The sequence below is a fragment of the Uliginosibacterium flavum genome (assembly GCF_040566545.1).
Taxonomy (GTDB): domain Bacteria; phylum Pseudomonadota; class Gammaproteobacteria; order Burkholderiales; family Rhodocyclaceae; genus Uliginosibacterium; species Uliginosibacterium flavum.
In genome coordinates this window covers 96,259-121,604 of record NZ_JBEWZI010000008.1, presented here as the reverse complement: position 1 = coordinate 121,604, position 25,346 = coordinate 96,259, and the positions used below count along the sequence as shown (strand labels likewise).

Sequence of the window (25,346 nt, the reverse complement as noted above, 5' to 3'; positions counted from 1 at the left end):
TTTCAGGGCGGTATGCCTGAGTACGCGCGACTGCCTTGCTTGTGCTGGATGGGTGTCCGCACAGGCAGTACGGGAGCGCCTCTGCAAGGTGTTGCTGGTGAAAAAATCGCAAGTCGCCAGCGCTGGTGCATGGCGCGTTGCGGGTCAGTCAGGACAGTGGCCGGACCAGTGTGTACAGCGCGCCAGAGGCTGCACCGAGGGCGACGGCGTTGGGGTCGTAGCGGACGATTTCGATGCGCTGCGCGGCAATGCCGGCTTGTTCGTGTAGCTGCTGAAAGCTCTCGCGGGCAGCGCTGAAGAATTCCTGACTCACTTGAAAGGCCGGGCCGCCAACGAAAAGGCGGGCCGGATCAAATTGCATGCACAGATTGTGCAGCAGCGTGCCGAAGTTGTGCCCGGCTTTGCGCAGCGCCTGAAGAATGGCCGGATCGCCGGCCCGTGCTGCGGCATGAAGTTCGCTGAGCGGGTGGCCGGTCTCGGTTTCGACGGCGTGCAGGGTGGCCAGAGTGTTGGCGCAGCCACGTTTGCCGCAACTGCACAGCGGGCCTGCGGGGTCCATCACCATATGCCCGATGGCGCCGGCCAGGCCCTTGCACCCTTGCAGCAATTCGTAACGATTGGCGATGGCTGAGGTGACCGCCCGGCCGGCGTGGACGTAGATCAGCGGCTCTTCTTCGGCCCGCCGTTCGAATTCGAAGTGGTACAGGGCGACACAGCCGACGGCGCGTTGCACCAGCAGCGGGAAGGATGGTGTGTAGGTCTGGTTCAGGCGGGCCCGCAGCATGTCGCGTACAGGCAGGTTATGCCAGCCGGTGCTGTCGGAATGGCGAAGCACGCCATTCGCCAAATCCACCGGCCCGGGAACGCCGATGCCCATGGCAAAAATCTGGTAACCCGCTTCGTTCAGGCGTTGGCACAGGATGTTTGTCTGGCGTGCGAGGATGTCGAGAACCACCTCTGCGTCACCGGAGTGGGTGGGGGTGATGCTGAGTTCGCGAACTTCGCCGCTGAGCGTGGTGGCGACGCAAATGACGTGTTCGTGGTTGATGTCGGCGCCGATGATGACGCGGCTGGCGTCATCAATATGCAGCGCCACCGGGCGCCGCCCCAGTACGCCGGTGGGCCCCAGTTTTTCTTCTTTGAGCCAGCCGTCGGCAATCAGTTCTTCGACCAGATTGCCAATCGTGGGGCGGGTCAGTTTGAGTTTGTCGGCAAGTTTGACGCGCGAAATTCCGGCATTCAGGCGCACTGAGCGCAATACTGCAAGGCGATTGATGGTGCGCAGGAACTGCTGATTGCCAGAAATGACCATGGTTTATTGCCCGCCGAAATCGCTTGCGCTGCGATCGATTTCACAGCCCTGGTCGGAGCATACGACACCGTAGACGAAAACCCAATCGGAATAGCGGGTCTTGCCTTTGAAGTGAAAGAATTCGTCCGGAAAATTGTCGACGCGGATCGGGGTTTCTTTTGAGCGGCTGTGTACGCCGAGCAGGCCTTTGCCGTCGGGGGAGCGGATCAGTACCCAGTCCAGCTTGCCGGTGAGTGGATCGTTATACAGTTGGCGGATGTGGCGGCGCACACCCGGGAAGCGCGGGTCACGCAGCAGGTCTTCCAGCCGTGTCGGGGCGGCTGCCGGAGCCCCGGGCGGGGCCGCTTCGAAGTAGCTGCGGATGGCGCGCTTGTACTGCAAACCGATGAACAGCAACTCATCTTCGGCCTGGCGGCGGTGGGCGATGCCGCCCATTTGCACGCTGGCGGTAGCCCCCAGACTGATGATGGCGACGACGATCAGCAGCGCCACGTAGCTGAAGCCGCCCAGGCCCGTGCGGAGAATGGGGCGCCGCATGCTTACCATCGGCGGTAGGGAATGCCGTTCAGGCCCTGGATGGTCGAGCGGCTGAAAACGTCATAGACGTCGATACCTTCGCGCGGATCCTCTGCTTCGCTGGCGTAACTGCGCAGGCCCCAGGTCTCGGCATCCGGCAGTTGCGGGTCGTCGGCGAAGGGGTCGCGCGGAATGCGCCGCAGGAAGAACATTTTCTGGCCCTTGGCGTTGCGCTGATCCATCGCGCCCAGCACCAGTTCATTCAGATCCTTGGGATAACCGGAAGAGTCGATGGTGCGCTGGATGGCGCCCTGGTCGGCGGCCAGTTTGTAGGCGTCCAGCGCCGTGCGGATTTCGCGCAAGGCCAGACGCAGCTCCTGCTCCTTGGTGCGCTGGATGGAAACCTGTGCGATGGGCACCACGATGCTGGCGAGCAGGCCGAGAATGGCCAGCGCGACCAGCATTTCGATCAGGGTGAAACCGAGGCGGCGGTGGCGTGGGGCGCTTTGCATGACAAGCCTTGGAGCAGGATTGGGCGGGAGATTACACCTTTCTGAGCAGGCCTTGCAGGCCCGGCCGTCATCCGTAGCTGACGGGTGTGTGTCGAGATGCCTGCAGAGGCGCGCTGGGCGGGCGTCTTCAGGTGTGCAGGCTGACCAGCGAGCTGCTGTGCGGCTGTGCAGGCAGATGATCCTAGAAACCGCAGTTGACCGCTTCCAATCGCTAGCAAGCCCGCATTCGCACTAGTTTTCATCCTCACGGCAACGCTCACCATTTGGGTGAGAGCGCTACGCACCCGATTGAGCCGCGCTGCCGCACGCTGGCTATGTTGCTTCTCCTTGCGGGCAAGGCCCGCCGCGTCGGCGCGCCTTGCCAGCGCACTGCATCACAGCCCACTCGTGAGCGTCCAACTACGGCTTCTAGGATGATGAGGGGAGTGTTGCGCCAGCGCACAAAACCTGAGCGGACGCACGGTGCATTGTGCATTGCCGATTGGAAGTCGGACGGCTTTGTGGCAGTCTATTGCGCATGGAGACGGCTGCCCGCATGGGTGGCCTACAACAGACATTCAACAGGATGCAGACATGACTCAAAAAGCAGCACGGGGGCGCTTTGGTTTTGCCCGTTCACAGGGCTTTACCTTGCTCGAATTGCTGGTGGTGATGGCAATCATCGGTTTGCTGGCAGCGTATGTCGGCCCCAAGTATTTTGCACAGCTGGGGGGGGCCGAGCATAAAACCGCCAAGGCGCAGATCGAGGCTTTTGCCAAGGCGTTGGATACCTTTCGTCTGGACGCGGGGCGTTATCCGACGACGGCCGAGGGCTTGAATGCCCTGATGAGTAAACCCGTTAATGTGCGCACCTGGAGCGGCCCCTATCTGGCCAAGGAAATTCCTCTGGACCCTTGGGGCAAGCCTTATATCTACAAGATTCCCGGCACGCGCGGCCGCGATTTCGATGTGGTTTCGTATGGCAGTGACGGGCAGCCTGGTGGTACCGAAGTCGCAGCCGATATCTTCAACTGATCCCGATACGTCTATTCATTCAGACAGGTAATCGCTGATGCAGTTTGAAGTGCGAGCACTTACCGCAGACAATCGTCTGCAGACTCTGTTGATCGAGGCTGCGGACGTTCCTGATGCGCGCAAGACGGTGGAGGCGCAGCGCCTCAAGGTCGTCAGTCTCAAGGTGCGTAGCAGCCTGCGCGGGCAGTCCAAGCGCGGCGTGTTCTCGCTGGTGATGTTCAGCCAGGAACTGCTGGCGCTGCTGGAGGCGGGCCTGAATCTGGTCGAGGCGCTTGAGGGGCTGATCGAAAAAGAGAATTCGCCAGTCTCCCGCGCCGTGATGGAAACGCTGATCAACCGTATCCGTGAAGGCTCCCGTCTGTCGGATGCCGTGGCGATGCAGCCTGAGTATTTTCCGGCCCTCTTCATCGGCATCGTGCGCGCGGCCGAGCGCACCAGTGATCTGCCACAGGCCTTGAGCCGCTACATCGACTACCAGACGCGTCTGGACACGGTACGCAGCAAGATCATCAGCGCCACGATTTATCCGGCCGTGTTGTTTACCGTGGCGGGCTTGGTCACTCTGTTCCTGATGACCTACGTGGTGCCGAAATTTGCGGCGGTCTACAAAGGCAGCGGCCGTGAAATGTCTTTCATGTCGGCGCTGCTCATGTCCTGGGGCGAGTTGCTCGGTCAGCACACGACACTGGTCGCGATCGTTGTCGTGTCTTTGGTGGCGACAACGGTCTGGTACGTCCGGCGCAACTCGCGGCAGGGGCGCTGGGCGCAACTGGCCAAGCGGATTCCCGGGATTGGTGAGCGGGCACGGATTCTGGAGCTGTCGCGTTTGTACCTGACTCTGGGCATGTTGCTGGAAGGCGGCATCACCATCGTGATGGCCATGGAAATGGTGGAAAGTTCCGTGTCCGCAGAAACCCGGCTCAAGCTGGCGCGGGCGCGGGCTGAAGTGTCGAACGGTGAGCCAGCTTCATTTGCCTTTGAATTACATGATCTGACCACGCCGATTGCCTTGCGCATGCTGCGGGTGGGCGAGCGTTCGGGGCAGCTGGGTGTCATGTTGACGCGTTCGGCGCAGTTTTACGAAGGCGAAAGCGCGCGCTGGATCGAGCGCTTCAGTAAAGTCTTCGAGCCGGTGCTGATGGCCTTTATCGGTATCCTGATCGGGGGAATTGTGGTGTTGTTGTACATGCCGATTTTCGATCTGGCGGGGTCTTTGCAATGAACGAGGGAGCAGGCTTGATCGAGCAGGAAACCATGCGGCTGGCGCGCAGTTCGGCGCTCAAGTCCGGCCGGCCTGTGATGGCTGAACTGGAGGCCATGACGCAGCTGGATCAGCGCGATGTGCTACGGGCTGTTGCCGCGAAATTTCACTGCCAGGTGATCGAGACCGCCGAAATGCTCGACCTGCTGCCGGCCTTCGAGATCCTGCCGCTGGCGCGTGCCCAGCAGCGCGGCTGTGCAGTGCTGCGCAGCAAGCAAGAGGGAGCTCGGCCGGTCGCCGTGATTGCCGATCCGTTTGATGCTGACATGCAGGTATGGCTGGAAAGCGTTGCGGGCACTGCGCTGGAATACCGGCTGGCCTTGCTCTCCGATATTCAGGCCTATCTGGCGCGTCAGGAAGAGTCGATCCGCGCCATCGACAGCATGATCAACGATGGCTCGCTGGGCCATGCGGATGGCAAAACACTGGAAAGCCTGACTTTTGCTTCGGTCAGTGATGCCACCAGCCCGGCGGTAAAACTGGTCAACTCCACGCTTTACGATGCGCTCAAGCAGGGCGTCAGCGATATCCACCTGGAGAGCACGCCGGGTGGTATGGTTTCCAAATATCGTATCGATGGTGTGCTCGACCTGATCGCCAATGTCTCCGGTGGTGCGCTGGCCGAGCAGGTCATCTCGCGTATCAAGGTGCTGGCCGAACTGGATATTGCCGAGCGCCGCGTGCCGCAGGATGGCAGTTTCCGGGTCTCGGCGATGGGCCGCGAAATCGATTTGCGCGTCTCGATCATGCCCAGCATTCACGGCGAAGACGCGGTGATCCGGATTCTCGACAAACAGTCCATGGTCGAAGAACACGGCGGACTGACGCTGGATGCTGCAGGTTTCGATGCGCAGACGCTGGCAACCTTGCGGCGTTTGGTGCAGGAACCATATGGCATGGTGCTGGTGACCGGCCCGACCGGCTCGGGCAAGACCACCACGCTGTACGCCGCACTCACCGAAATCAACACCGGCCGTGACAAGATCATCACCATTGAAGATCCGGTGGAGTACCAATTGCCCGGCATCCTGCAGATCCCGGTGAATGACAAGAAGGGTCTGACCTTTGCGCGCGGTTTGCGCTCGATTTTGCGTCACGACCCGGACAAGATCATGGTCGGTGAAATCCGCGACAAGGAAACCGCCGAGATCGCCGTGCAATCAGCTTTGACGGGCCACTTGGTGCTGTCCACGGTGCACGCCAATAACGTGTACGACGTGTTCGGACGATTCCAGCATATTGGCGTCGATCTGTATTCCTTTGTGTCCGCCCTGAACGGCGTGATTGCTCAGCGTCTGGTGCGCTTGAGTTGCAAGCATTGTGCTGTGCCGTATCGGCCGACGGACGTGGAGCTGGCTGATGCCGGGCTGACGGCCGAGTCGGTGAAGGACTATCACTTCATGAAGGGCCGGGGTTGTGGCGATTGTCGTGGCACGGGTTATCGCGGCCGCAAGGCGGTGGCTGAGGTTTTGACCATGAATCCTGAAATTGCCGAGTTGATTGTGGAGCGCCGCTCGGTGCGCCAGATCATGGAGGCGGCGCGACGCAATGGCACGCGTAGCCTGTACGAAGATGCTCTGAGTCTTGTGGCGACAGGCCAGACCACGCTTGAGGAGGTGCGACGTGTCACGCTTGCGGCATAAACGCTTCTCTATCGGGGTGGGTGGGGACGACATGGCGGTGGTTGACGCCGCGAGCATGCGTCTGTTGACCGCCTTGCCGCTCGCCGAATATTTGCCCGGCGCCGCTTCGCCCGCCACTGCTGACTGGACGCCCTCGCTGGAGGCCTTGCTGGCTCAGGGCGGAGTGCCTGATTCTGCGGAGCTGGTACTGACCGTATCGGATGCCTGGACGCGCTATTTCATGCTCGTCATCCCGGCCGGCGTTGGCAGTCTGGCTGAATTGCGCATGCTTGCGGCGGGGCGTTTCGAAACCCTGTTCGGCACCCCGGCCGATGGTTGGGAACTATCGGCCGACTGGAAGTCCACTGGCCGTGTCCTGGTCTGTGCCATGCCGGCACGTCTGGTTGAGGTGGCGCACGTCATTGCCGAGGCCAGTCACTGGCGGCTGCGTTCCATTCAGCCCCATGCGTTGCGGCTTTTGAATACCTTCCAGACCCAGATTCCGGATGAGTGCTGGCTGTGCTGTTTTGCCGCGCGCGCGGTGGTAGCCATGCTGATTACGGGCGGTGAAGTGCAGCATGTACGACGCTTCCCGTTCGCCAAGGCGCCGACGGCCGAGGCCTTGAATGAGATGCTGGAGGCAGAAGTCCTGCGTGCCGGACTGGATATGCCGGCCCAGCTCTGTGCTTTGGGCATGCTGCCTGAGTTGCCCGCCGATGCTCGCGTCGGGAGCATGCGTCTGGTGCAGGCAAAGGGGCCGAAGATCGTGCGGGCACGCCCCGGGCAGACCGCCGAATCGGTCAGTCTGGCCATGCAGGGAGCGTTCGCATGAAGCCGGTGCATATTGATTTTTGCCGTCAGGGCGCCACCGGACGGAGCAGTTCGGGCTTGTGGATGTTGCTGCTGGCGGGCTTGGTGCTGCTCCTTGCGGGTGGCGCGGTTGGTCAGTCTTTTGTGGAAAAAACCGAGGCCCGCTCTGCCTTGGCTAGCCAGCTGCTGGATGCACGGGCCAGTCTGAATGACGCGGCGCGTGCGCAGGAGCGGGTGCCGGTGGATATGGTTGATTCGATCAATAGTGCGGTGCGCGTGCTGGACTACCCGACGATTGAATTACTGACCCAACTGGAACGCCATGTGCGTCCGGATGTGGTGGTGGTGGCGCTGGAGATGGGCGCGGTGCGGACAAATCTGCGTGTGGTGGTGCAGGCCGCCGCCGCGCAGCAGGTGCTGGATTATGTGGATGCGATCAGGGTCGAGCCAGGCTTCCGGAACGTTGCCCTGACGCGCCAGGAAGGGGCCAACGGTAGTGACGGCCAGGGCGGCTGGCGTTTCACCCTGGAGGTGCCGCAAAGCGAGGCGGTGCCACGTGCTTCGGCACGCATGTCGCGAGGGCGGGAAGAATGACGCGCGTGAAACTGCCTGAATCAAGCCAGTTGCGGCTGGATCTTGAAATTGCCTTCTGGCGCCACGGCTGGCGTTTGCCGACAGCGTTGCTGGCACTGGGTCTGAGCCTGCTCGTCTGGTTGTTCTGGGTGCCGGTGCAGGTCGCTGGCGCCTCCCGTGCTGCGGATCAATTGCAGCGGGCGCAGCACGAGAACACGAACAAGGTGAGTACGGGCGAAGTGCTGGAGCCGCCGCTGCAGGTTTTTCGTAACGCGCTGTTGCCGCAGGATGGTACGACGGCGCAACTGCGCATGGTCTTTCAGCTGGCGGCGAATGCTGGCGTGACGGTGGCACAAGTGGATATGCGGCGTCAGGTGGATGCCGCTGGCGCGTATTCCCAACTGCAGATCGTGCTGCCAGTGCGGGGTGATTATCTGAATATCAAACGGTTCTGTTCGGATCTGCTGCAAGGCATGCCCGCCCTCTCCATTGACCAGATCGTACTCAAGCGTGAGCAGGCAGGCACCGGGCCGGTCGAGGCGCAGATTTCATTGTCCTTGTGGCAAGAGCCTGTCGTGGGAGGCACACGATGATCAATAAACGTGTGTTGATCATGGCCCCATTTCTGCTCGCGGCTGCTTGGCTGGCCTTGTTTGGCGACAAGACGCCCTCGGGCGGCAGTGAAGTGGTGGCGCCGGTTGCCGTGGCCCCTCACGCAGCCCAGAGTGAAGCGGAGGCGCCGCTCGACAACCCGGCGATTACCGGTGAAGCGGACAGTGCCCAGGTGCGGCGTTTGCGGGATCGCGTCAATCTGGGCGAGCTCGAAAATGGGCCCAAGGTCGATTTGTTCTCGGCGCAAGGAAGCAACCCGAATCCGGTTCAGGTTGCGGCGCCCCCACCCCCTCCGCCGCCTCCAACGCAGCCCTTCGTGCTGATCGGGCGGATGTATGACCGGGATCACTGGCTGGCGTTTCTTGAGAATCAGGGCAAGACGCACGTCGTGCAAGCCGGCGAGGTAGTGGATGGATTCAGGGTTGATGCGGTAAGCGGGCAAGAAATCCGGCTGACGCAGTTGGTGGATAAATCAAAATTTGTCATCCCGATTGATGGCGAGAAGAAAGACTTTGCTCATGACTAGAATTCATTCGCTTGGGGCCGCTTTGCTGGCCACCGCCTTGCTGTGCAGCTGTTCCGATGCTGTGCGCCGAGATCTGGAGCAGGGGCGTGCGCTGTCCGCATCCGGCCGCCTGGCGGATGCGTATCAGACCCTGCAACAATCCAGTGAGGCCAATCCGGGCAATAGCAAGTTGCGCGATGCGGCGACTGAGGCGGGCGAGCGTTACGGCAATTTTCTGGCGCAGCGCGCTGAAGGGATGCTGACGGATCAGCGCTTTGATGAAGCCGCCGTCTTGTTCAGGCAACTCGCGACGGTGAAGGGCTTTGAGGCCAAGGCTCAGGATGGCCTTGCCCGTGCGGCACAAGGGCCAGTGCTCGCCAGGCCGCTGCCAGTTCCGTCGCGTGTTGTGTCGGTCCCCGCGCCCGCCCCTTTTGCGCCTGTTGTCGAAGCCAAACCGGCGCCTGCGCCTGCGCCCGCTCCGGTGCTTGTTGAAACGAAGCCTGCGCCTGCACTTGTGCCCGCGCTCGTTGAGGCCAAGCCAGAGCCCGCTCCGATGCCAGCCCCGGTGCTTGTGGAGACAAAGCCTGCGTCTGCTCCGGCTGTCGTCGAAGCCAGGCCAGCGCCCGTTGTGGCTGCCGTGGAAGTGCCGCCCGTGGTGAGCCCGGCCAGGGCTGAGCCCGTCAGGGTAATTGCCGCGAAGAAAGTGGAGCCGCCGCCGGCAAGTCCGGTGCTGAAGGAAGATCCACTGCTCAAGCGCGTAACGCTGGAATTCCGTGATGCCTCGGTGCGTTCGCTGTTTGATGCGATTACCCGTGCCTCGGGCCTCAACGTCATTTTCGACCGCGACGTTTCACAGGATCTGAAGACCACGGTTTATCTGCGTAACACGACGGTCAAGGCCGCGCTCGACAAAGTCGTGCTGACTAGCGGCTTGGCCTGGCGCACGCTCGACGAAAACACTTTGCTGGTTTATACCGACGACACTAATAAACAGCATGACTATCAGGCCTTGACGGTGCGCAGCTTTCAGCTTGCCAATGCAGACGTCAAAATGGTCGCCAATAGTTTGAAGACCGTGCTGAAGTTCCGCGATCTGGTCGTTGATGAAAAACTCAACATGATCATTGTGCGCGACACGCCTGCAGCGATTGCCATGGCCGAAAAGCTGATCGCCATGCACGACGTGGCCGAACCGGAAGTGATGCTGGAGGTGACGATTCTCGAGGTCAGCAAGGGCAAACTGCAGAATCTGGGCGTTGCCTGGCCGGGTTCGATGAGCCTGACGCCACTGGCGCGAACAGTGAGTTCGACCGCCAGCACGACCGATACAACATCGGGTACGGTGAGCAGTTCTACTGCCAACACGCTTACCCTGCGCGATCTGTGGAATCTGACGCCGGGGAGTTTGGCGATGGGGCTGGGCGCGACCACCCTGAATTTCAACGAGACCGACAACGACGTCAATATGCTGGCCAACCCGCGCATTCGTACGCGCAACAAGGAGAAGGCCAAGATCATGATCGGCGAACGCGTGCCGCAGTTGGCGTCCAACACAACGTCGACGGGCGTCGTCAGCCAGAACGTGACCTACATCGACGTAGGCATCAAGCTGGATGTCGAACCGCAGATTTATCCGGGCAATGAGGTCGGGCTGAAGATCAACCTTGAGGTCAGCTCCATCAATGGCACCGAGAAAAATGGTACGACGGTGGCGTACCGGATCGGCACGCGCAATGCCTCGACCATGCTGCGCCTGAAGGATGGCGAGAATCAGATCCTTGCCGGCCTGATTCAGGACAGTGACAAGAAGAGCGTGAGCAAGGTCCCGCTACTCGGCGATATCCCGCTCCTTGGCCGCCTGTTCCGTTCCGATACCGACGACAAGGGCAAAACCGAACTGGTGCTGTCGATCACGCCCCGCCTGATTCGCGGCAACCACTTCCTCAAGCCCGAGGCGGCTGGCTTCGATGGTGGCACCTATAGTGGCGTGCGTGGCCGGCGTGGCGAGGGTTCCGATGCTAGCTCGATCGAGCCAATGACCCAGCAGCAGCCGGTGCAGGCGCCTCAGAGTAACGGCGATCCCTTGCGTCAGGCTGGCGAAAGCGGTTCGCGCATGTTTGGTGGTTCGCGTGATTGAGTCTCGCCCGGGCCGCGCAGGTCGCGGCTTCACGCTGATCGAGATGCTGGTGGCAATGGCCATTCTGGCCTTGCTGCTGTCGCTGGTCGTGCCCCGTTATTTCGACAGCCTGGATAGGTCCAAGGACGCCGTGCTGATGGAGAACCTGAAGACCACGCGTGACGTGATCGACAAGTTCTACGGCGATCAGGGGCGTTATCCGGATTCGCTCGCCGAACTGGTCGAGAAGCGCTATCTGCGCAGCCTGCCGCTGGACCCGATTACCCAGAGCAATCGCACCTGGATCATCGTCGCGCCGGATTCGCCGATCCGTGGTCAGGTGTACGACCTGCGCAGTGGCGCCAAAGGCCAAACCAAAGACGGCCGTCCCTACGGAGCGCTATAAGGTCTGCTGAAGAGCCGCTCCGGGCGGACTTTTCTGGCATGCTTGCTTCAAGATCCTCTACCCACTTGCCTGTACAGCAAGCCTGCCTGAAGATGCCCGCTGCGCGCGGGTCTTCAAGTAGGCTTGTTTCTATAAGCTTGGTTTCAGTTTGGTTTATGAAAGCTGATCACGCCGTTTAGCGCATCCACCACCACAGTATCCTTTGGCCCGAAAAGGCCTTCCAGAATCTGTCTGGCCAGCGGATTTTCGATGTGCTCCTGAATCGCGCGCTTGAGTGGCCGTGCGCCGAAAACTGCGTCGAAGCCGGCTTTGGCCACTTCGGCAAGCGCCGCTTCGGTCACGGTCAGGCCAATCTCCAGCTTGCCCAGACGTTTCTGCAGATTGCCCAGTTGGATGCGCGCAATCGACTTGATGTGCGCCTCGCCCAGCGCGTGGAAGACCACCACTTCGTCGATGCGGTTGATGAACTCCGGCCGGAAGAAGCCTTTCACCTCGGCCATCACCGCTGACTTGATCGCCGCATACGGCTCGCCGGCCATCTGCTGGATCATCTGGCTGCCCAGATTCGAGGTCATCACGATCACCGTGTTCTTGAAGTCCACGGTGCGGCCTTGACCATCGGTCATGCGGCCTTCGTCGAGCATCTGCAGCAGCACGTTGAACACATCCGGGTGGGCTTTTTCCACCTCGTCAAACAGCAATACCGAATACGGTTTGCGCCGCACCTGCTCGGTCAGGTAGCCGCCTTCCTCGTAACCGACGTAGCCGGGCGGCGCGCCGATCATGCGGGCGACGGAATGTTTCTCCATGAACTCGCTCATGTCGATGCGGATCAGGTGCTCCTCGCTATCGAACAGGAAGCCGGCCAGAGTCTTGCACAGCTCGGTCTTGCCCACGCCCGTGGGGCCGAGGAACAGGAAGCTGCCATACGGCCGGCCCTCTTCGGACAGGCCCGCACGCGAGCGGCGGATCGCATCGCTGACCAGACGCACAGCCTCATCCTGGCCGATCACGCGCTCGTGCAACTTCTCTTCCATCTTCAAGAGTTTTTCACGCTCGCCCTGCATCATCTTGCTGACCGGAATACCGGTGGCACGCGAGACGACTTCGGCGATTTCCTCGGCACCGACCTGGGTGCGCAGCAGCTTGTTGGCCGGCCGGCTGCCTTCGGCGCCTTCTGCGGTGTGCAGTTGCGCCTCCAGCTTGGGCAGCTCGCCGTACTGCAGTTCGCTCATCTTCTGCCAGTCGCCGGCGCGGCGCGCCTCTTCCATTTGCTGGCGAATCTTGTCGATGGCTTCCTTGATGTGTTGCGAGCCAACGACGACAGATTTTTCAGCCTTCCAGATTTCTTCCAGATCGGCGTATTCGCGTTCGAGCTTTTCGATTTCCTCTTCGATCAGGTGCATGCGTTTCTTCGAGGCCTGATCCTTTTCCCGGCGCACGGCTTCGCGCTCGATCTTCAGCTGGATGATGCGGCGCTCCAGCTTGTCCATCACCTCCGGCTTGGAGTCGATTTCCATGCGGATACGTGCGGCCGCTTCGTCGATCAGGTCGATGGCCTTGTCCGGCAGGAAACGGTCGGTGATGTAGCGATGACTCAGCTCGGCGGCCGCCACGATGGCCGGGTCGGTGATGTCCACGCCGTGGTGCAGTTCGTATCTTTCCTGCAGGCCGCGCAGGATCGCGATGGTCGACTCCACCGACGGTTCATCGACCAGCACCTTCTGGAAGCGGCGCTCCAGCGCAGCATCTTTTTCGATGTATTTGCGGTATTCGTCCAGCGTGGTCGCGCCGATGCAGTGCAGCTCGCCGCGCGCCAACGCCGGTTTCAGCATGTTGCCGGCGTCCATCGCGCCTTCGGCCTTGCCCGCGCCGACCATGGTGTGCAGCTCGTCGATGAAGACGATGATCTGGCCTTCTTCCTTGGCGATGTCGTTGAGCACGGCCTTCAGACGCTCCTCGAACTCGCCGCGATACTTTGCTCCCGCCAGCAAGGCAGCCATGTCCAGCGACAGCACGCGCTTGCCCTTCAGCGTTTCCGGCACCTCGCCATTGATGATGCGCTGGGCCAGGCCTTCGACGATGGCGGTCTTGCCCACGCCGGGTTCGCCGATCAGCACCGGGTTGTTCTTGGTGCGGCGCTGCAGGATCTGGATCGCCCGGCGGATCTCGTCATCGCGCCCGATCACCGGATCCAGCTTGCCCTGACGGGCACGATCCGTCAGGTCCAGGCAGTATTTCTTCAATGATTCACGTTGTGACTCGGCATCTGCATCGCCGACGCTGGCGCCACCGCGCACGGCTTCGATGGCCGCTTCCAGCGCTTTGCGGTTGGCGCCATGCTCTTTGAAAAGCTTTCCGGTCTCGCCTTTGTCATTAGCCAGGGCGAGCAGATACATCTCGCTGGCGATGAATTGGTCGCCGCGATTCTGGGCTTCTCGGTCGGTAACGTTGAGCAGATTGGACAGGTCACGACCAATCTGCACCTCGCCAGAATGGCCCTGCACCTGGGGTTGGCGGTCGATGGCGTGGTCCAGTGCAGTCTTCAGCGCCGCTACATTCACGCCGGCGCGGGTGAGCAGTGAAACGGTGCCGCCATCCTCCTGCAGCAGCATTGCGGCGAGCAGGTGAGGCGGCTCAATGTACTGGCAGTCGTGGCCCACGGCGATGCTTTGCGCATCCGCCAAGGCTTGCTGGAATTTGGTTGTGAGCTTGTCGAGACGCATGATCTGGCTCCTGAAGGGTTCTTCTATGCAGATGGGGCTGAAATTGCGGGCTTTCAAGTCTGGCTTGAAAGTGCCGTAAGAGGTGTGAGTGACGTGTGCTTCGCTGCTGTCTGTTTTTCATGGGCAGCAGCGAGGGTCGGAAAATTCGCTTTTCTGTTGTAGCACTCCTGAGGAGAACGGTATGGCAACGAAACCCGAGCAGACAGTGGCTGATCTGCAAAAAAAGAACCTCGCATCCGCGATGAAGCTGGCACAGCTCTCGATCGAGAATTCCCAGCGAATTTTGCAGTTGCAGGTCGAAGTGGCGCGCGACATTTTTGAAGATGGCGTCAGTGGCGCCAAATCCATGGCCCAGGTCAAATCACCGCAGGATGCAATGGAGATGCGCTCGCGCTATGCCCAGCAGGCTGCCGAAAAGATGTTCGAATGCAGCCGCACCATCGCCGAAATCACCGCCGAAATGCAGGCCGAAATGAGCAAGCTGGTCAGCGATCAGCTCAACAGTGGCGGGCAGGAAATGTTCGGTGCCATGCAGGACATGCTCAAAGGCATGCCAATGAACAGCCACGCCGCCGCCGAAGCCCTGCAGCACACCTTCGACAGCGCTCGCAAGACACTGGAGCAAGTTTCCAAGGCTTCTACCGACGCCTTCGCCTCCTTCGCCCAGATGCCGGGCAAGAAGGGCTGAGCGTCGTTTTACGGTTTTTTTGCCAGAGACGCCACCCCGCGTGAGTGAGGGTGGCGTCTGGCGTTTCGCTGCGCTGGCGGGGCTGCGATCAGCAGCTTGTCGCTAAACCAGTACCCCCACCCCCGCCAGCTGTGCCACGATCTCGGCATGTAGCGGTACGCCCTGCACGAGGTTGGCATCGCGCTCGGCCCAGCCTCGCTCGCCCGGCCAGGTGAAGGGCGCGGCGACTTCGCCGAGGTAGCCGAGGTAATCCGCCACGCGCTGGGTCAGTACATCCAGTCCGCCGAAGGCTTCCGGATTCAGGGCGATGAAGAGCTTGCACGCGTCAGGGTCGAGGCCGCTGCGGTCGCCCGCGATGATTTCATTGCCGAAGGCGCCGCCAGCCAGCGCGGCAGTGAGCAGTTCCATCATCAGTGCGAGGCCCGCGCCCTTGTGCCCGCCGAAAGGCAGGACGGCACCGCCAAGAATGGCCTTGGCATCGGTGCTGGGCTTGCCCTCGGCATCCAGCCCCCAGCCTTGCGGTACTTCATGGCCTTCGCGCAGCCAGGTGCCGACCTTGCCGACGGCGGCCTGGCTCATGGCCATGTCCAATACCAGCGGCGCGTCGACTTCGGCGCGCGGAATGGCGATGGCCAGCGGATTGTTGCCGATGATCTTGCCCTTGCCGCCCCACACGGCCATGGTGGGCATGGCGTTGGTGCTGCAGATGCCGACCATGCCCTGTTTCGCGGCACGGCTCGCGTAGGCGTGGGCGCGGCCCCAATGGGTGGTGCGCAGGGCCAGACAGGCGCCGATGCCGAACTGGCGGGCGCGTGCCACCGCGTCATCCATGGCGCGGCAGGATGAGCTGCGCCCCGGGCCATTGTCGCCATCGAGCAGGCTGGTGGCGCCAAATTCGCGCTTGAAGTGAATGTTTGGCGTGGCAGTGACGCGACCGTCTTTCAGCGCGGTGAGTAGCGGCGGCAGCATGCGCACCCCGTGCGAGGGCACGCCGAGCAGATCGGCCTCGGCCATGATTTCGGCCTCCAGCGCAGCTATGTCAGTGGGCACACCAGCGGCCACAAGGGCTGCGGCGACCTTGGCGCTGAGCTGCGAAAAGGGGATGCGAAGGGCTTCGCTCATGCTGCTATCTCCAGTGGGCTTGAGGGTTTCAGGCAAAGGCTCAGTGTATACCCGCGGGATGTGCGCGCCTCTCGGGACGAATGCCTACGGGGCGCTACGTAGTCATACGGACTCAAGCACCGGGGGGCGCTGTCGTTAGATCACTTGCAGGATCTCACTTCTGTGAATTGTTCTGTTTGGGCCAGCTCTGGATTGCTGGCCTTTTCTTGTCACGCAATTTGCTGCCCTTTTTGCCAGCCATTCGAGGCTTGTACTGTCAGGGCGGGGACATAAAATCACATTTCCGGCAAACGTTTTCCGGGAGGGGCTGAGCATGAATGCTGTGTCGACGGATCTGAGCGCCCACCAGTTGCAGCTGTTGGCGATCAATGCCTTGTTCGAGCAGGCTCGGCGCGGCGTGCGGGGTGGTGAATCGTGTGCCTCGGGCTTGCAGCGGATTGTCGATCTGGGTGCGCAGGTGGCTGTTGATCCGCTCGCGGTGTCGCATCACGAGATGGACGATGCTCACGCTGCTTTGTTGTATCACGCCCTGTTGTCCTGAGCGCAACGCGCTCGGGGCACCCCGCCAGGCCACGCAAATAGCGTGGCTTTTTCATGCCTGTTCCGGGCGGCAAATTTTGCCCTGTCGGCAAATAATGCCTCTAATTCCTTTGCCAACCCCACCCGCTCTGTGTTGACTTCGTCTTGCCGTGCTTTGAGCACTGTCTGCGACTCGTCTTCGTGACCGGATGGCTTTGGCAAAGGAATAAACCAGAGGTAGGCCATGGCCGAAGAAAGTGATCTCGAAAAGACTGAACCCGCATCGCAGCGCCGGATAGATCAGGCGCGCGAGGACGGGCAGGTGCCGCAGTCGCGGGAACTGTCGACTTTTCTGGTGTTGTTCGTTGGTGTGCTGGCGATGTGGGTCAGCTCGGGCTGGCTGACGCAGCGCATGACCAGCTTGATGCGCGACGGTTTGTCCTTTGGGCATGCCCAGGCTTTCAATCAGGGCGCCATGTACGAAATGCTGACGCGCCTGAGTTCGGATGCACTGATTGCGCTTGCGCCTTTCTTTGTGGTGATGCTGATCGCCGCCGTGGCCTCGCCGATCCTGTTGGGCGGACTGGTATTTTCTTCAAAGGCCTTCACTATGGATCTGACGCGCTTGAGCCCGCTCAGCGGCATCAAGCGGATCATTTCCCTGCACGGCCTGGCGGAGCTGGTTAAAGGTTTCATGAAGTCTGCGTTGATCGGCGCGGTCGCCTTCTGGGTGCTGCGCGGCTATCGCCACGAGATTCTCGGCTTGATGAGTTCCTCGCTGGAGGTGGGCCTCGCGCAGTTCGGCCACATGTTGCTGGTGGCAAGCCTGACTGTGGTGGCCAGTCTGGCGATTGTGGCGGGAGTCGATGTGCCCTTCCAGCTTTGGCAATACTACGATCGCCTGAAGATGACCAAGCAGGATCTGAAGCAGGAAAACAAGGAGCAGGAAGGCGATCCGCAGATCAAGGGGCAGATCCGGGCGCGTCAGCGCGAGATGGCCAAGCGCCGCATGATGTCAGCCGTGCCCAAGGCGGATGTGGTGGTGACCAATCCTACCCACTATGCCGTGGCGCTCAAGTACGAAGCCGGCAACATGGGCGCCCCCACCGTGGTGGCCAAGGGTGCGGATCTGGTGGCTCAAGTGATCCGCGAACTTGCGCGTGAGCACAATGTGCCGCTGCTGGAAGCGCCCCCGCTGGCCCGCGCGCTGTTCCATCACACAAAAGAAGGCGATCAGATTCCCGCTGCGCTCTACACCGCTGTCGCCGAGGTGATGGCCTATGTGTATCAATTGAATCATTTCATGAGTCAGGGCGGTCTGCCGCCGGAAGTGCCGAGCGAATTGCCCGTGCCGGAAGCTATGGATCCGGGCGCGAAGCGCGTTGTTGAACCCGATTTGAGCTGGTAAATATCATGGCCACCAATCAGAACCTGGTCGATCTGGGAAACCTGTTCTCGCCCTCCAATATCCGCCAGTTGGCCGCGCCGATCCTGCTGCTGCTGATCTTGTCGATGATGGTGCTGCCGCTGCCAGCCTTCGTGCTGGACGTGTCCTTCACCTTCAACATTGCGCTGTCGATGATGGTGATGCTGGTGGCAATGTATACGCGCAAACCACTGGATTTCTCGGTCTTCCCGATCGTGCTGCTGGTCACCACCTTGTTGCGCCTGTCATTGAATGTGGCTTCGACGCGGGTTGTGTTACTGCACGGACATACCGGGCCTGACGCGGCGGGCAAGGTGATTGAGGCTTTCGGTCACTTCCTGGTCGGTGGCAATACGGCGGTGGGGATCGTGGTCTTCATCATCCTGACCGTGATCAACTTCGTGGTGATCACCAAGGGCGCCGGGCGTATCGCTGAGGTGGGTGCACGCTTCACCCTGGACGCCATGCCCGGCAAGCAGATGGCCATCGATGCTGATCTGAATGCCGGCTTGATTGACGACAAGACGGCCAAGCGGCGCCGCGCCGAAGTTTCACAGGAAGCGGATTTCTACGGCGCCATGGACGGTGCCTCGAAATTCGTGCGTGGCGATGCCGTCGCCGGCATCCTGATTCTGGTCATCAACATTGTTGGCGGCCTGATCGTCGGTGTGATGCAGCACAACATGGATTTTGGCCGCGCCGCCAATCTCTATGTCCTGCTTGCAATTGGCGATGGCCTGGTGGCACAGCTGCCAGCCTTGATTATCTCGGTCGCGGCCGGCATGGTCGTGTCGCGGGTTGGTGATGACGGCGATGTGGGTATGCAGTTTGTAAATCAGCTCTTCAATAATCCCACCGTAATGATCCTGACGGCCGCCATTCTGGCGGTTATGGGAATGATTCCGGGCATGCCGAATCTGGTCTTTCTGTCCTTGGCAGGTTTGCTGGGTTGGGGTGCCTGGTATATGAGCAAGAAGGCGGCTGAACCGGAGGAGACGGAGGCCGCCTTGCCAGCGGCTGCCCAAGTGGCACAGGCAGTTGAAAATCTGGAAGCGAGCTGGGCCGATGTGACGCCGGTCGACGTGCTGGGGTTGGAGGTCGGTTACCGCCTGATTCCGATGGTGGACAAAGGTCAGGATGGCGAGCTGCTCAAACGCATCCGCGGCCTGCGCAAGAAATTCGCCCAGGACATCGGCTTTCTCGGCTCACCGGTGCACATCCGTGACAATCTGGAGCTGCGTCCGAATGCCTATCGCATCACCCTGAAAGGCGTCGAAATCGGCTCGGGCGAAGCCTATCCGGGCCAGTTCATGGCCATCAATCCGGGGCGCGTGTCCGGCACTTTGCCGGGCAATCAGACCAAGGATCCGGCTTTCGGCCTGCCCGCCGTTTGGGTGGAAAACAGTCGGCGCGAACAGGCGCATGTGCTGGGTTACACCGTGGTGGACGCCAGCACGGTGGTCGCCACGCATCTGAATCACGTGATCATGAGTCACGCCGCCGATCTGCTCGGCCGGCAGGAAACGCAGGCGCTACTCGATCACATCGCCAAGGATTCGCCCAAGCTGGTCGACGATCTGGTGCCCAAGGTGTTGCCGTTGCATGTGCTGCAGCGTGTGCTGCAATATCTGCTGGAGGAAGGCATCAACATCCGCGACATGCGCAGCATTGTTGAAACCCTGGCTGAGCACGCGCCGCGTACGCAGGATCCGGTCGAACTGGCTTCGCGCGTGCGCATGGGGCTGGGCCGGGCGATCATCCAGCAGCTCTTCCCGGGCTCGGCCGAGATCGACGTGATTGCCCTCGATCCGAGCCTGGAGCGCGTGCTCTCGCAGGCCATGGCGAACAGCGGGGGCGATGGCGGCGTGATCGAACCGGGCCTGGCAGACTCCCTGCTGCGCGAAACGGCCGCTGCCGCACAGCGTCAGGAAGATCTGGGCATGCCGGCGGTGTTGCTGGTGCCGAACAATCTGCGCTGGCTGCTCGCCCGCTTCCTGCGCCGTGCCGTACCCACGCTCAAAGTCATCGCGCATTCCGAAGTGCCGGAATCACGCAATATCCGGGTGGCGGGGGTGGTAGGGGGCTGAGTGGGGCGCGAGTCGCAAGTCGCAAGTCGCAAGTCGCAAGTCGCAAGTCGCAAAAAACCGGGCCCGGCCGGCCCCCTCTCCCTGGCAGGGAGAGGGTTGGGGAGAGGGTCGGCTGCTACGCACTGGCCTGCCCGTAGACCCGCTTCTGGTATTGATCTTCAGTGTGCATGCCCGCTTAGCTAATACTGGCAATGCTCTTCAGGCATGCCACGTATAGATCAAGGTGCAGTGCGGCTCTACAGCCTTTTCTTGTCAGGAACTGATTTCGTCCCGGCTGTCTGCCAGATGCGCTTTTTCATCCCAGACACGCAAATTCCAGCGCGCGTCCTGATAGTCAATCCAGTTCAGCGTGGCATTGCCCAGCGGGAAATCGCGCGGCTCGGTCAGCGGTTTGCCGGTGACGACGCGATACATGATGTCCATGCAGCCGCCGTGGCTGACGATCAACACGTTTTTCCCGGCATGGCGCACCGCAATGGCGTGCAGGGCGTTGCTGATGCGCTGGGCGAAGCTGTCCAGCGACTCGCCGCCACCGGGTGGGGCGATGTGTGGATTACGGGTGCGGATTTCGGTGTAGAGACCGGGGAATTGCTGTTCGGATTCCTCCCGGCTCAGCCCTTGCAGGATGCCGAAGTGGCGCTCGCGCAGGGCGGGCTCGACAATCATCGGCAGCCCGCGTGCGGCGCCGATGGCGCGGGCGGTGGCGGTGGCTCGTTGCAGGTCGGAATGATGGATCGCGGCAAAGTCTTGGCCCTGCAGGGCGGCGGCCACGGCACGCGCTTGCGCCTGGCCCCGCTCGTTGAGGGCGATGTCTTCGTGGCCTTGCTGGCGATGCTGGGCATTCCAGGCAGTTTCGCCGTGGCGGACGAGGCAGATTCGGGTGATGGGCATTGAGCTGGCTAATTGATGTCTCGCAGAGGCTGCTGCGTCTGGCCGCCATGATTGCGAGTTTTCACTTATTCTACCGGGCGAGTTATTTTTGACCAATCCGGGCGCAAGCGCGGCTTGGAAAATGTCTGTTCGGGGGTGGAATGAAAGTCTTGTTGGGGGTGTCGCGCGCGATTGACGCGTTGAACGCGTGGGTTGCCAAGCTGGCAATCTGGCTGGTGCTGATCCTGGTGCTGGAAACGGCTGCCAGCGCGATCGTGCTGAAGGTGCTGGACGTGGGCTCGAATGCATTTCTGGAGATCCGCTGGTATCTGTTCTCGGCGATTTTCCTGCTCGGCGCCGGTTATGCGTTGCAGAAAAATGCGCATGTGCGCATCGATGTGCTGACCAGTCGCTTCAGCCGCCGCACGCAGGCGGGGATCGATATTTTCGGCACCCTGTTTTTCCTCTTCCCGGTGTGTGCGCTGATCATCTGGCTGTCCTGGCAGGTGTTTGCGAACAACTTCGCCAGCGGCGAGGATCTGGGCAGCAGCGGCAGCCTGATTCTGTGGCCGGTACGTTTGCTGGTGCCGGCTGGCTTCGGCCTGCTGTTGCTGCAGGGGCTTTCCGAGTTGATCAAACGCATCGCCTTTCTGGCCGGGCATGGCCCTGATCCGCTGGACGCCGACAAGAAAATGTCTGCCGAAGAGGAGCTGATCCAGGAAATCCGGCGTCAGCGCGAAGCCGGCGGGGAGGGCGCGCGATGATGGCTTTCGTGATCGAAAATTTTGCGCCGCTGATGTTTGGCGCGATGGTGGTGTTCCTGCTGCTGGGCTATCCCGTGGCTTTTTCGCTGGCCGCATGTGGCCTGGTCTTCGGGCTGATCGGGATTGCCTCCGGGCAGATCCAGCCGCAATTGTTCCAGGCCTTGCCTGACCGGATTCTGGGGGTGATGAGCAATGACACCATGCTCGCCTTGCCCTTCTTTACCTTCATGGGCCTGATTCTGGAGCGCAGCGGCATGGCCGAGGAGCTGCTGGAAACCATTGGCCAGCTCTTCGGCCCGGTGCGTGGTGGTCTGGCCTTTGCGGTGGTGTTTGTCGGCGCGATGCTGGCGGCAACGACGGGCGTGGTGGCGGCTTCGGTCATCTCGATGGGCCTGATCTCGCTGCCGATCATGCTGCGCTATGGCTATAACAAACAGCTGGCGACCGGCGTGATCGCCGCGTCCGGCACGCTGGCGCAGATCATTCCACCCTCGCTGGTGTTGATCGTGCTGGCCGATCAGCTGGGCAAGCCGGTGGGCGACATGTACCGCGCGGCCTTTGTACCGGGCCTGATATTGACGGGCTTGTATGTGTCCTACGTGGCGGCTATCGCACTGTTCAGGCCAGCCTGGGCGCCGGCGATTCCGCTCGAAGCGCGGATCTTTCGCGAGGGTAACGGCCGCAGCGGCATCCTCTCCATGCTGGCTTTGTCGGCGATGGCAGGGGTGGCAACGTATATCTTCACGCAGAGCAGCTGGCCGCTGAGCCTGATCGTGACGCTCTCCAAGGGCACGGTCACCGAAGTGGCCACCGATGCGCTGGTGGTGCTGAGTCTGTGTGCCTGGATGGTTTCCGCTTTTGCCGTGGCCGGTTTGCACCGCTTGCTGAAATTGCGTCTGCTATCGCGCATGGCCGAGCAATTCACCTTTGTGCTGGTGCCACCGCTGGGTCTGATCTTCCTCGTGCTGGGGACGATTTTCCTCGGCATCGCGACGCCCACCGAAGGCGGGGCGATGGGCGCAACGGCCGCGCTGGGAATGGCGCTGATCCGCAAACGCCTGAGCCTCAGCCTGCTCAAACAGGCCATGGAATCCACCGCGCGCCTGACTTCGTTCGCGGTGTTCATTCTGCTTGGCTCGCGCGTCTTCAGTCTGGTGTTCTACGGCGTGGATGGCCACGTCTGGGTCGAACATCTGCTGACCGGCTTGCCTGGCGGGCAGCTCGGCTTCCTGATCGTGGTGAATCTGCTGGTTTTTGTGCTCGCCTTTTTCCTCGATTATTTCGAGCTGGCTTTCATCATCATTCCGCTGTTGGCGCCGGTCGCGCAGAAGCTGGGGATCGATCTGGTCTGGTTCGGCGTGTTGCTGGCGGTGAATATGCAGACATCGTTCATGCATCCGCCCTTTGGCTTTGCGCTGTTTTTCCTGCGCTCTGTGGCGCCCACGTCGGTGCGCACCTCGGAGATTTATCTGGGAGCGATTCCCTTTGTGCTGATCCAGATGCTGATGGTCGGCCTGATCATCGGTTTTCCGCAGCTGGCCAGTGTGGGCGGGAGCAAGGCGGTCGACGTGAATCAGGTGCAGATCGACATCCCGATGGAGGAGTCGCCCTCGCTGGAGCAAGCCGTGCCCGAGCCGGGCAGCAGTCAGCCAGCGCCCGCCGAATCCTCCGGCGACCCTCTGGAGGACGAAATTCAGCGTCAGCTGATGCAGGAGTCCGGCAAATAGCAGGCTTTGAGGCTATACGCACCTTTGGACATTAGGGGTATTGACAAGTATCAAAGTACTTGACGATTGACTAGCATGTGGTCACCAATAAAAAGGAGACCACAGAGATGAATGCTATCAACTCAGTTATGCAGGAATTGCGCGTGTTTCAACCGTCCGCAGAGACGGTGGCACGCGCCACGATTTCCGGCATGGCAGCGTATGAAGCGCTGTGCAAGGAAGCCGAGACCGATTACGCCGGCTACTGGGCGCGTCTGGCCCGCGAACATGTCAGCTGGAAGACACCCTTCACCCAGTCGCTGGATGAATCCGAGGCGCCGTTCTATCACTGGTTTGCCGACGGCACGCTGAACGTCTCCTACAACTGCCTGGATCGCAATCTTGAAAACGGCAATGCCGACAAGGTGGCGATCATCTTCGAGGCCGACGACGGCAAGGCCACCAAAGTTACCTATCGCGAGCTGCATACGCTGGTCTGCAAATTCGCCAATGGCTTGAAAGCGCGCGGCATCAAGAAGGGCGACCGCGTCATCATCTACATGCCGATGTCGGTCGAAGGCGTTGCCGCGATGCAGGCCTGTGCGCGCATCGGCGCGATCCACTCGGTGGTGTTCGGTGGCTTCTCGGCCAAGAGCGTGCATGAACGCATCATCGATGCCGGCGCCATCGCCGTGATCACCGCCGACGAGCAATGCCGCAGCGGCAAGAATCTGGGCCTCAAGAGCGTGATCGACGAGGCGCTGTCCATGGGCGGCTGCGAGCACGTGCATAGCCAGATCGTCTATCGCCGCACTGGCGCCGCGATCCCGATGCAGGAAGGTCGCGACATCTATCTGCACGATCTGATCGCCAACCAGCCCGCCACCTGCGAGCCGGAATGGGTCGGCGCCGAACATCCGCTGTTCCTGCTCTACACCTCCGGCTCCACCGGCAAGCCCAAGGGGGTACAGCACTCCACCGGCGGCTATCTGCTGCATGCCATCCTGACCATGAAGTGGACCTTCGACATCAAGCCCGAAGACACCTTCTGGTGCACCGCCGACATCGGCTGGGTCACCGGCCACACCTATATTGCCTACGGCCCGCTGGCTTGCGGTGCGACCCAGATCGTGTTCGAAGGCGTGCCGACCTATCCGGATGCCGGGCGTTTCTGGCAGACCATCGAGAAGCATTCGGTCAGCGTGTTCTACACCGCGCCCACCGCCATCCGCGCCCTGATCAAGGCCTCGGACGTCGACCCCAAGGTCGCCCCGAAAAACTACAAACTCGATTCCCTGCGCTTGCTTGGCTCGGTTGGCGAGCCGATCAATCCGGAAGCCTGGATGTGGTACTACGAGCAGATCGGCGGCACGCGCTGCCCCATCGTGGATACCTTCTGGCAAACCGAAACCGGCGGTCACATGATTACCCCGCTGCCGGGCGTCACGCCGCTGGTGCCGGGCTCCTGTACCTTGCCATTCCCCGGCATTGCAGCCGCCATCGTGGATGAAACCGGCAACGATGTGGAATGGGGCAAGGGCGGCTTCCTCGTCGTCAAGAAGCCCTGGCCCTCGATGATCCGCAATATCTACGGCGACCCGGATCGCTTCAGGAAGAGCTATTACCCCGAAGACCTCGGCGGGCGTCTGTATCTGGCCGGCGACGGCGCGATGCGCGATGCGACGACGGGCAACTTCACTATCATGGGTCGCATCGATGATGTGCTGAACGTCTCCGGTCACCGCATGGGCACCATGGAAATCGAATCCGCACTGGTCGCCAATCCGCTGGTCGCCGAGGCCGCCGTCGTCGGCCGGCCGGACGATCTGACCGGCGAAGCCATCTGCGCCTTCGTTGTGCTCAAGCAGACGCGCCCCACGGGCGACGCCGCCAAGGCCATGACCAAGCAATTGCAGGACTGGGTAGCAAAAGAGATCGGCCCGATTGCCAAGCCCAAGGACATCCGTTTCGGCGACAACCTGCCTAAAACGCGCTCCGGCAAGATCATGCGCCGCCTGCTGCGTTCGCTGGCCAAGGGCGAGGAAATCACCCAGGACGTCTCCACCCTGGAAAATCCCGGCATCCTGGAGCAACTCAGGCACTCCGCCTGACGTGATTCCGGCTTGATACGCGGGGCAGGGGCGAAAGTCCTTGCCCCGTTTTCATTGCCGGAATTCAG

Annotated in this window: 22 protein-coding genes; 16 read left to right on the top strand and 6 right to left on the bottom strand. The window is 61.3% G+C overall.

Features of this window, described 5'->3' with window-relative positions:
- Nucleotides 1-148 precede the first annotated feature (148 nt).
- The 3 genes from ABXR19_RS09320 to ABXR19_RS09310 are packed head-to-tail and all read right to left on the bottom strand — an operon-like array spanning nucleotide 149 to nucleotide 2,340.
- The gene (locus ABXR19_RS09320; protein WP_354600850.1) at nucleotides 149-1,312 is read right to left on the bottom strand and encodes an ROK family transcriptional regulator; all 1,164 of its coding nucleotides are present in this window, start codon (nucleotides 1,310-1,312) and stop codon (nucleotides 149-151) included.
- A gap of 3 nt (nucleotides 1,313-1,315) precedes the next feature.
- Entirely contained in the window at nucleotides 1,316-1,849 is a 534-nt protein-coding gene (locus tag ABXR19_RS09315; RefSeq protein WP_354600849.1) for a type II secretion system protein, read from the bottom strand.
- Nucleotides 1,850-1,851: 2 nt separating this feature from the next.
- A complete protein-coding gene (locus tag ABXR19_RS09310) occupies nucleotides 1,852-2,340 on the bottom strand; it encodes a type II secretion system protein (protein WP_354600848.1) in 489 nt (162 codons plus the stop codon).
- A 573-nt stretch (nucleotides 2,341-2,913) separates the two neighbouring features.
- On the opposite strand from ABXR19_RS09310, the gene gspG reads away from it, so the two are divergent.
- From gspG to ABXR19_RS09265, 9 genes are read left to right on the top strand one after another with little or no spacing between them, the layout of a single operon-like run.
- Complete coding sequence (gspG, locus tag ABXR19_RS09305; RefSeq protein WP_354600847.1) at nucleotides 2,914-3,354, top strand: type II secretion system major pseudopilin GspG; 441 nt, start codon at nucleotides 2,914-2,916, stop codon at nucleotides 3,352-3,354.
- 37 nt (nucleotides 3,355-3,391) lie between these two features.
- A complete protein-coding gene (locus ABXR19_RS09300) occupies nucleotides 3,392-4,576 on the top strand; it encodes a type II secretion system F family protein (RefSeq protein ID WP_354600846.1) in 1,185 nt (394 codons plus the stop codon).
- The gene (locus ABXR19_RS09295; protein WP_354600845.1) at nucleotides 4,573-6,258 is read left to right on the top strand and encodes a GspE/PulE family protein; all 1,686 of its coding nucleotides are present in this window, start codon (nucleotides 4,573-4,575) and stop codon (nucleotides 6,256-6,258) included. Before ABXR19_RS09300 ends, ABXR19_RS09295 begins: the two co-directional genes overlap by 4 nt.
- Nucleotides 6,239-7,069, top strand: a complete 831-nt coding sequence (locus ABXR19_RS09290) for a hypothetical protein (protein ID WP_354600844.1) — start codon at nucleotides 6,239-6,241, stop codon at nucleotides 7,067-7,069. The genes ABXR19_RS09295 and ABXR19_RS09290 overlap by 20 nt, the downstream gene beginning before the upstream one ends.
- Complete coding sequence (locus tag ABXR19_RS09285) at nucleotides 7,066-7,641, top strand: hypothetical protein (RefSeq protein WP_354600843.1); 576 nt, start codon at nucleotides 7,066-7,068, stop codon at nucleotides 7,639-7,641. The genes ABXR19_RS09290 and ABXR19_RS09285 overlap by 4 nt, the downstream gene beginning before the upstream one ends.
- Before the next feature lie 5 nt (nucleotides 7,642-7,646).
- The gene (locus ABXR19_RS09280) at nucleotides 7,647-8,213 is read left to right on the top strand and encodes a GspMb/PilO family protein (RefSeq protein WP_354600842.1); all 567 of its coding nucleotides are present in this window, start codon (nucleotides 7,647-7,649) and stop codon (nucleotides 8,211-8,213) included.
- The gene (locus ABXR19_RS09275; RefSeq protein WP_354600841.1) at nucleotides 8,210-8,758 is read left to right on the top strand and encodes a hypothetical protein; all 549 of its coding nucleotides are present in this window, start codon (nucleotides 8,210-8,212) and stop codon (nucleotides 8,756-8,758) included. Before ABXR19_RS09280 ends, ABXR19_RS09275 begins: the two co-directional genes overlap by 4 nt.
- The gene (locus tag ABXR19_RS09270) at nucleotides 8,751-10,874 is read left to right on the top strand and encodes a secretin GspD/PilQ domain-containing protein (RefSeq protein WP_354600840.1); all 2,124 of its coding nucleotides are present in this window, start codon (nucleotides 8,751-8,753) and stop codon (nucleotides 10,872-10,874) included. Before ABXR19_RS09275 ends, ABXR19_RS09270 begins: the two co-directional genes overlap by 8 nt.
- Nucleotides 10,867-11,259, top strand: coding sequence for a type II secretion system protein (locus tag ABXR19_RS09265; RefSeq protein ID WP_354600839.1), 393 nt, complete (start codon nucleotides 10,867-10,869; stop codon nucleotides 11,257-11,259). The genes ABXR19_RS09270 and ABXR19_RS09265 overlap by 8 nt, the downstream gene beginning before the upstream one ends.
- 143 nt (nucleotides 11,260-11,402) lie before the next feature.
- On the opposite strand, the gene clpB is transcribed toward ABXR19_RS09265, so the two are convergent.
- Complete coding sequence (gene clpB / locus ABXR19_RS09260) at nucleotides 11,403-13,985, bottom strand: ATP-dependent chaperone ClpB (protein ID WP_354600838.1); 2,583 nt, start codon at nucleotides 13,983-13,985, stop codon at nucleotides 11,403-11,405.
- 181 nt (nucleotides 13,986-14,166) lie between these two features.
- Here clpB and ABXR19_RS09255 point away from each other — a divergent pair, with 181 nt between their 5' ends.
- Nucleotides 14,167-14,673 (top strand): phasin family protein, encoded by a 507-nt coding sequence (locus ABXR19_RS09255; RefSeq protein WP_354600837.1) that lies wholly within the window; start codon nucleotides 14,167-14,169, stop codon nucleotides 14,671-14,673.
- 102 nt (nucleotides 14,674-14,775) lie between these two features.
- Here ABXR19_RS09255 and ABXR19_RS09250 read toward each other — a convergent pair whose 3' ends face one another.
- Nucleotides 14,776-15,795, bottom strand: a complete 1,020-nt coding sequence (locus ABXR19_RS09250; RefSeq protein ID WP_354600836.1) for an Ldh family oxidoreductase — start codon at nucleotides 15,793-15,795, stop codon at nucleotides 14,776-14,778.
- A gap of 313 nt (nucleotides 15,796-16,108) precedes the next feature.
- Here ABXR19_RS09250 and ABXR19_RS09245 point away from each other — a divergent pair, with 313 nt between their 5' ends.
- The 3 genes from ABXR19_RS09245 (at nucleotide 16,109) to flhA (ending at nucleotide 19,827) form a co-directional block, all read left to right on the top strand.
- Nucleotides 16,109-16,336 (top strand): hypothetical protein, encoded by a 228-nt coding sequence (locus ABXR19_RS09245; RefSeq protein WP_354600835.1) that lies wholly within the window; start codon nucleotides 16,109-16,111, stop codon nucleotides 16,334-16,336.
- A 222-nt stretch (nucleotides 16,337-16,558) separates the two neighbouring features.
- Nucleotides 16,559-17,722, top strand: coding sequence for a flagellar biosynthesis protein FlhB (gene flhB / locus ABXR19_RS09240; RefSeq protein WP_354600834.1), 1,164 nt, complete (start codon nucleotides 16,559-16,561; stop codon nucleotides 17,720-17,722).
- Between the two features lie 5 nt (nucleotides 17,723-17,727).
- Nucleotides 17,728-19,827 (top strand): flagellar biosynthesis protein FlhA, encoded by a 2,100-nt coding sequence (flhA, locus tag ABXR19_RS09235; RefSeq protein ID WP_354600833.1) that lies wholly within the window; start codon nucleotides 17,728-17,730, stop codon nucleotides 19,825-19,827.
- A gap of 252 nt (nucleotides 19,828-20,079) precedes the next feature.
- Here flhA and ABXR19_RS09230 read toward each other — a convergent pair whose 3' ends face one another.
- Complete coding sequence (locus ABXR19_RS09230) at nucleotides 20,080-20,718, bottom strand: histidine phosphatase family protein (protein WP_354600832.1); 639 nt, start codon at nucleotides 20,716-20,718, stop codon at nucleotides 20,080-20,082.
- 140 nt (nucleotides 20,719-20,858) lie between these two features.
- Here ABXR19_RS09230 and ABXR19_RS09225 point away from each other — a divergent pair, with 140 nt between their 5' ends.
- From ABXR19_RS09225 to acs, 3 genes are all read left to right on the top strand, one after another.
- Nucleotides 20,859-21,461, top strand: coding sequence for a TRAP transporter small permease subunit (locus ABXR19_RS09225; RefSeq protein WP_354600831.1), 603 nt, complete (start codon nucleotides 20,859-20,861; stop codon nucleotides 21,459-21,461).
- Nucleotides 21,458-23,188 carry a TRAP transporter large permease gene (locus tag ABXR19_RS09220; protein WP_354600830.1) on the top strand — a complete coding sequence of 577 codons (1,731 nt, stop codon included), beginning with the start codon at nucleotides 21,458-21,460 and terminating at the stop codon, nucleotides 23,186-23,188. The genes ABXR19_RS09225 and ABXR19_RS09220 overlap by 4 nt, the downstream gene beginning before the upstream one ends.
- Before the next feature lie 107 nt (nucleotides 23,189-23,295).
- Nucleotides 23,296-25,278 carry an acetate--CoA ligase gene (acs, locus tag ABXR19_RS09215; RefSeq protein WP_354600829.1) on the top strand — a complete coding sequence of 661 codons (1,983 nt, stop codon included), beginning with the start codon at nucleotides 23,296-23,298 and terminating at the stop codon, nucleotides 25,276-25,278.
- The last annotated feature ends 68 nt before the right edge of the window (nucleotides 25,279-25,346 follow it).

Coding starts and splice junctions, on each gene's coding strand:
- ABXR19_RS09320 (WP_354600850.1), bottom strand. CDS start 1,312: ATGGTCATTTCTGGCAATCAGCAGTTCCTGCGCACCATCAATCGCCTT.
- ABXR19_RS09315 (WP_354600849.1), bottom strand. CDS start 1,849: ATGCGGCGCCCCATTCTCCGCACGGGCCTGGGCGGCTTCAGCTACGTG.
- ABXR19_RS09310 (WP_354600848.1), bottom strand. CDS start 2,340: ATGCAAAGCGCCCCACGCCACCGCCGCCTCGGTTTCACCCTGATCGAA.
- gspG (WP_354600847.1), top strand. CDS start 2,914: ATGACTCAAAAAGCAGCACGGGGGCGCTTTGGTTTTGCCCGTTCACAG.
- ABXR19_RS09300 (WP_354600846.1), top strand. CDS start 3,392: ATGCAGTTTGAAGTGCGAGCACTTACCGCAGACAATCGTCTGCAGACT.
- ABXR19_RS09295 (WP_354600845.1), top strand. CDS start 4,573: ATGAACGAGGGAGCAGGCTTGATCGAGCAGGAAACCATGCGGCTGGCG.
- ABXR19_RS09285 (WP_354600843.1), top strand. CDS start 7,066: ATGAAGCCGGTGCATATTGATTTTTGCCGTCAGGGCGCCACCGGACGG.
- ABXR19_RS09275 (WP_354600841.1), top strand. CDS start 8,210: ATGATCAATAAACGTGTGTTGATCATGGCCCCATTTCTGCTCGCGGCT.
- ABXR19_RS09270 (WP_354600840.1), top strand. CDS start 8,751: ATGACTAGAATTCATTCGCTTGGGGCCGCTTTGCTGGCCACCGCCTTG.
- clpB (WP_354600838.1), bottom strand. CDS start 13,985: ATGCGTCTCGACAAGCTCACAACCAAATTCCAGCAAGCCTTGGCGGAT.
- ABXR19_RS09255 (WP_354600837.1), top strand. CDS start 14,167: ATGGCAACGAAACCCGAGCAGACAGTGGCTGATCTGCAAAAAAAGAAC.
- ABXR19_RS09250 (WP_354600836.1), bottom strand. CDS start 15,795: ATGAGCGAAGCCCTTCGCATCCCCTTTTCGCAGCTCAGCGCCAAGGTC.
- ABXR19_RS09245 (WP_354600835.1), top strand. CDS start 16,109: ATGAATGCTGTGTCGACGGATCTGAGCGCCCACCAGTTGCAGCTGTTG.
- flhB (WP_354600834.1), top strand. CDS start 16,559: ATGGCCGAAGAAAGTGATCTCGAAAAGACTGAACCCGCATCGCAGCGC.
- flhA (WP_354600833.1), top strand. CDS start 17,728: ATGGCCACCAATCAGAACCTGGTCGATCTGGGAAACCTGTTCTCGCCC.
- ABXR19_RS09230 (WP_354600832.1), bottom strand. CDS start 20,718: ATGCCCATCACCCGAATCTGCCTCGTCCGCCACGGCGAAACTGCCTGG.
- ABXR19_RS09225 (WP_354600831.1), top strand. CDS start 20,859: ATGAAAGTCTTGTTGGGGGTGTCGCGCGCGATTGACGCGTTGAACGCG.
- ABXR19_RS09220 (WP_354600830.1), top strand. CDS start 21,458: ATGATGGCTTTCGTGATCGAAAATTTTGCGCCGCTGATGTTTGGCGCG.
- acs (WP_354600829.1), top strand. CDS start 23,296: ATGAATGCTATCAACTCAGTTATGCAGGAATTGCGCGTGTTTCAACCG.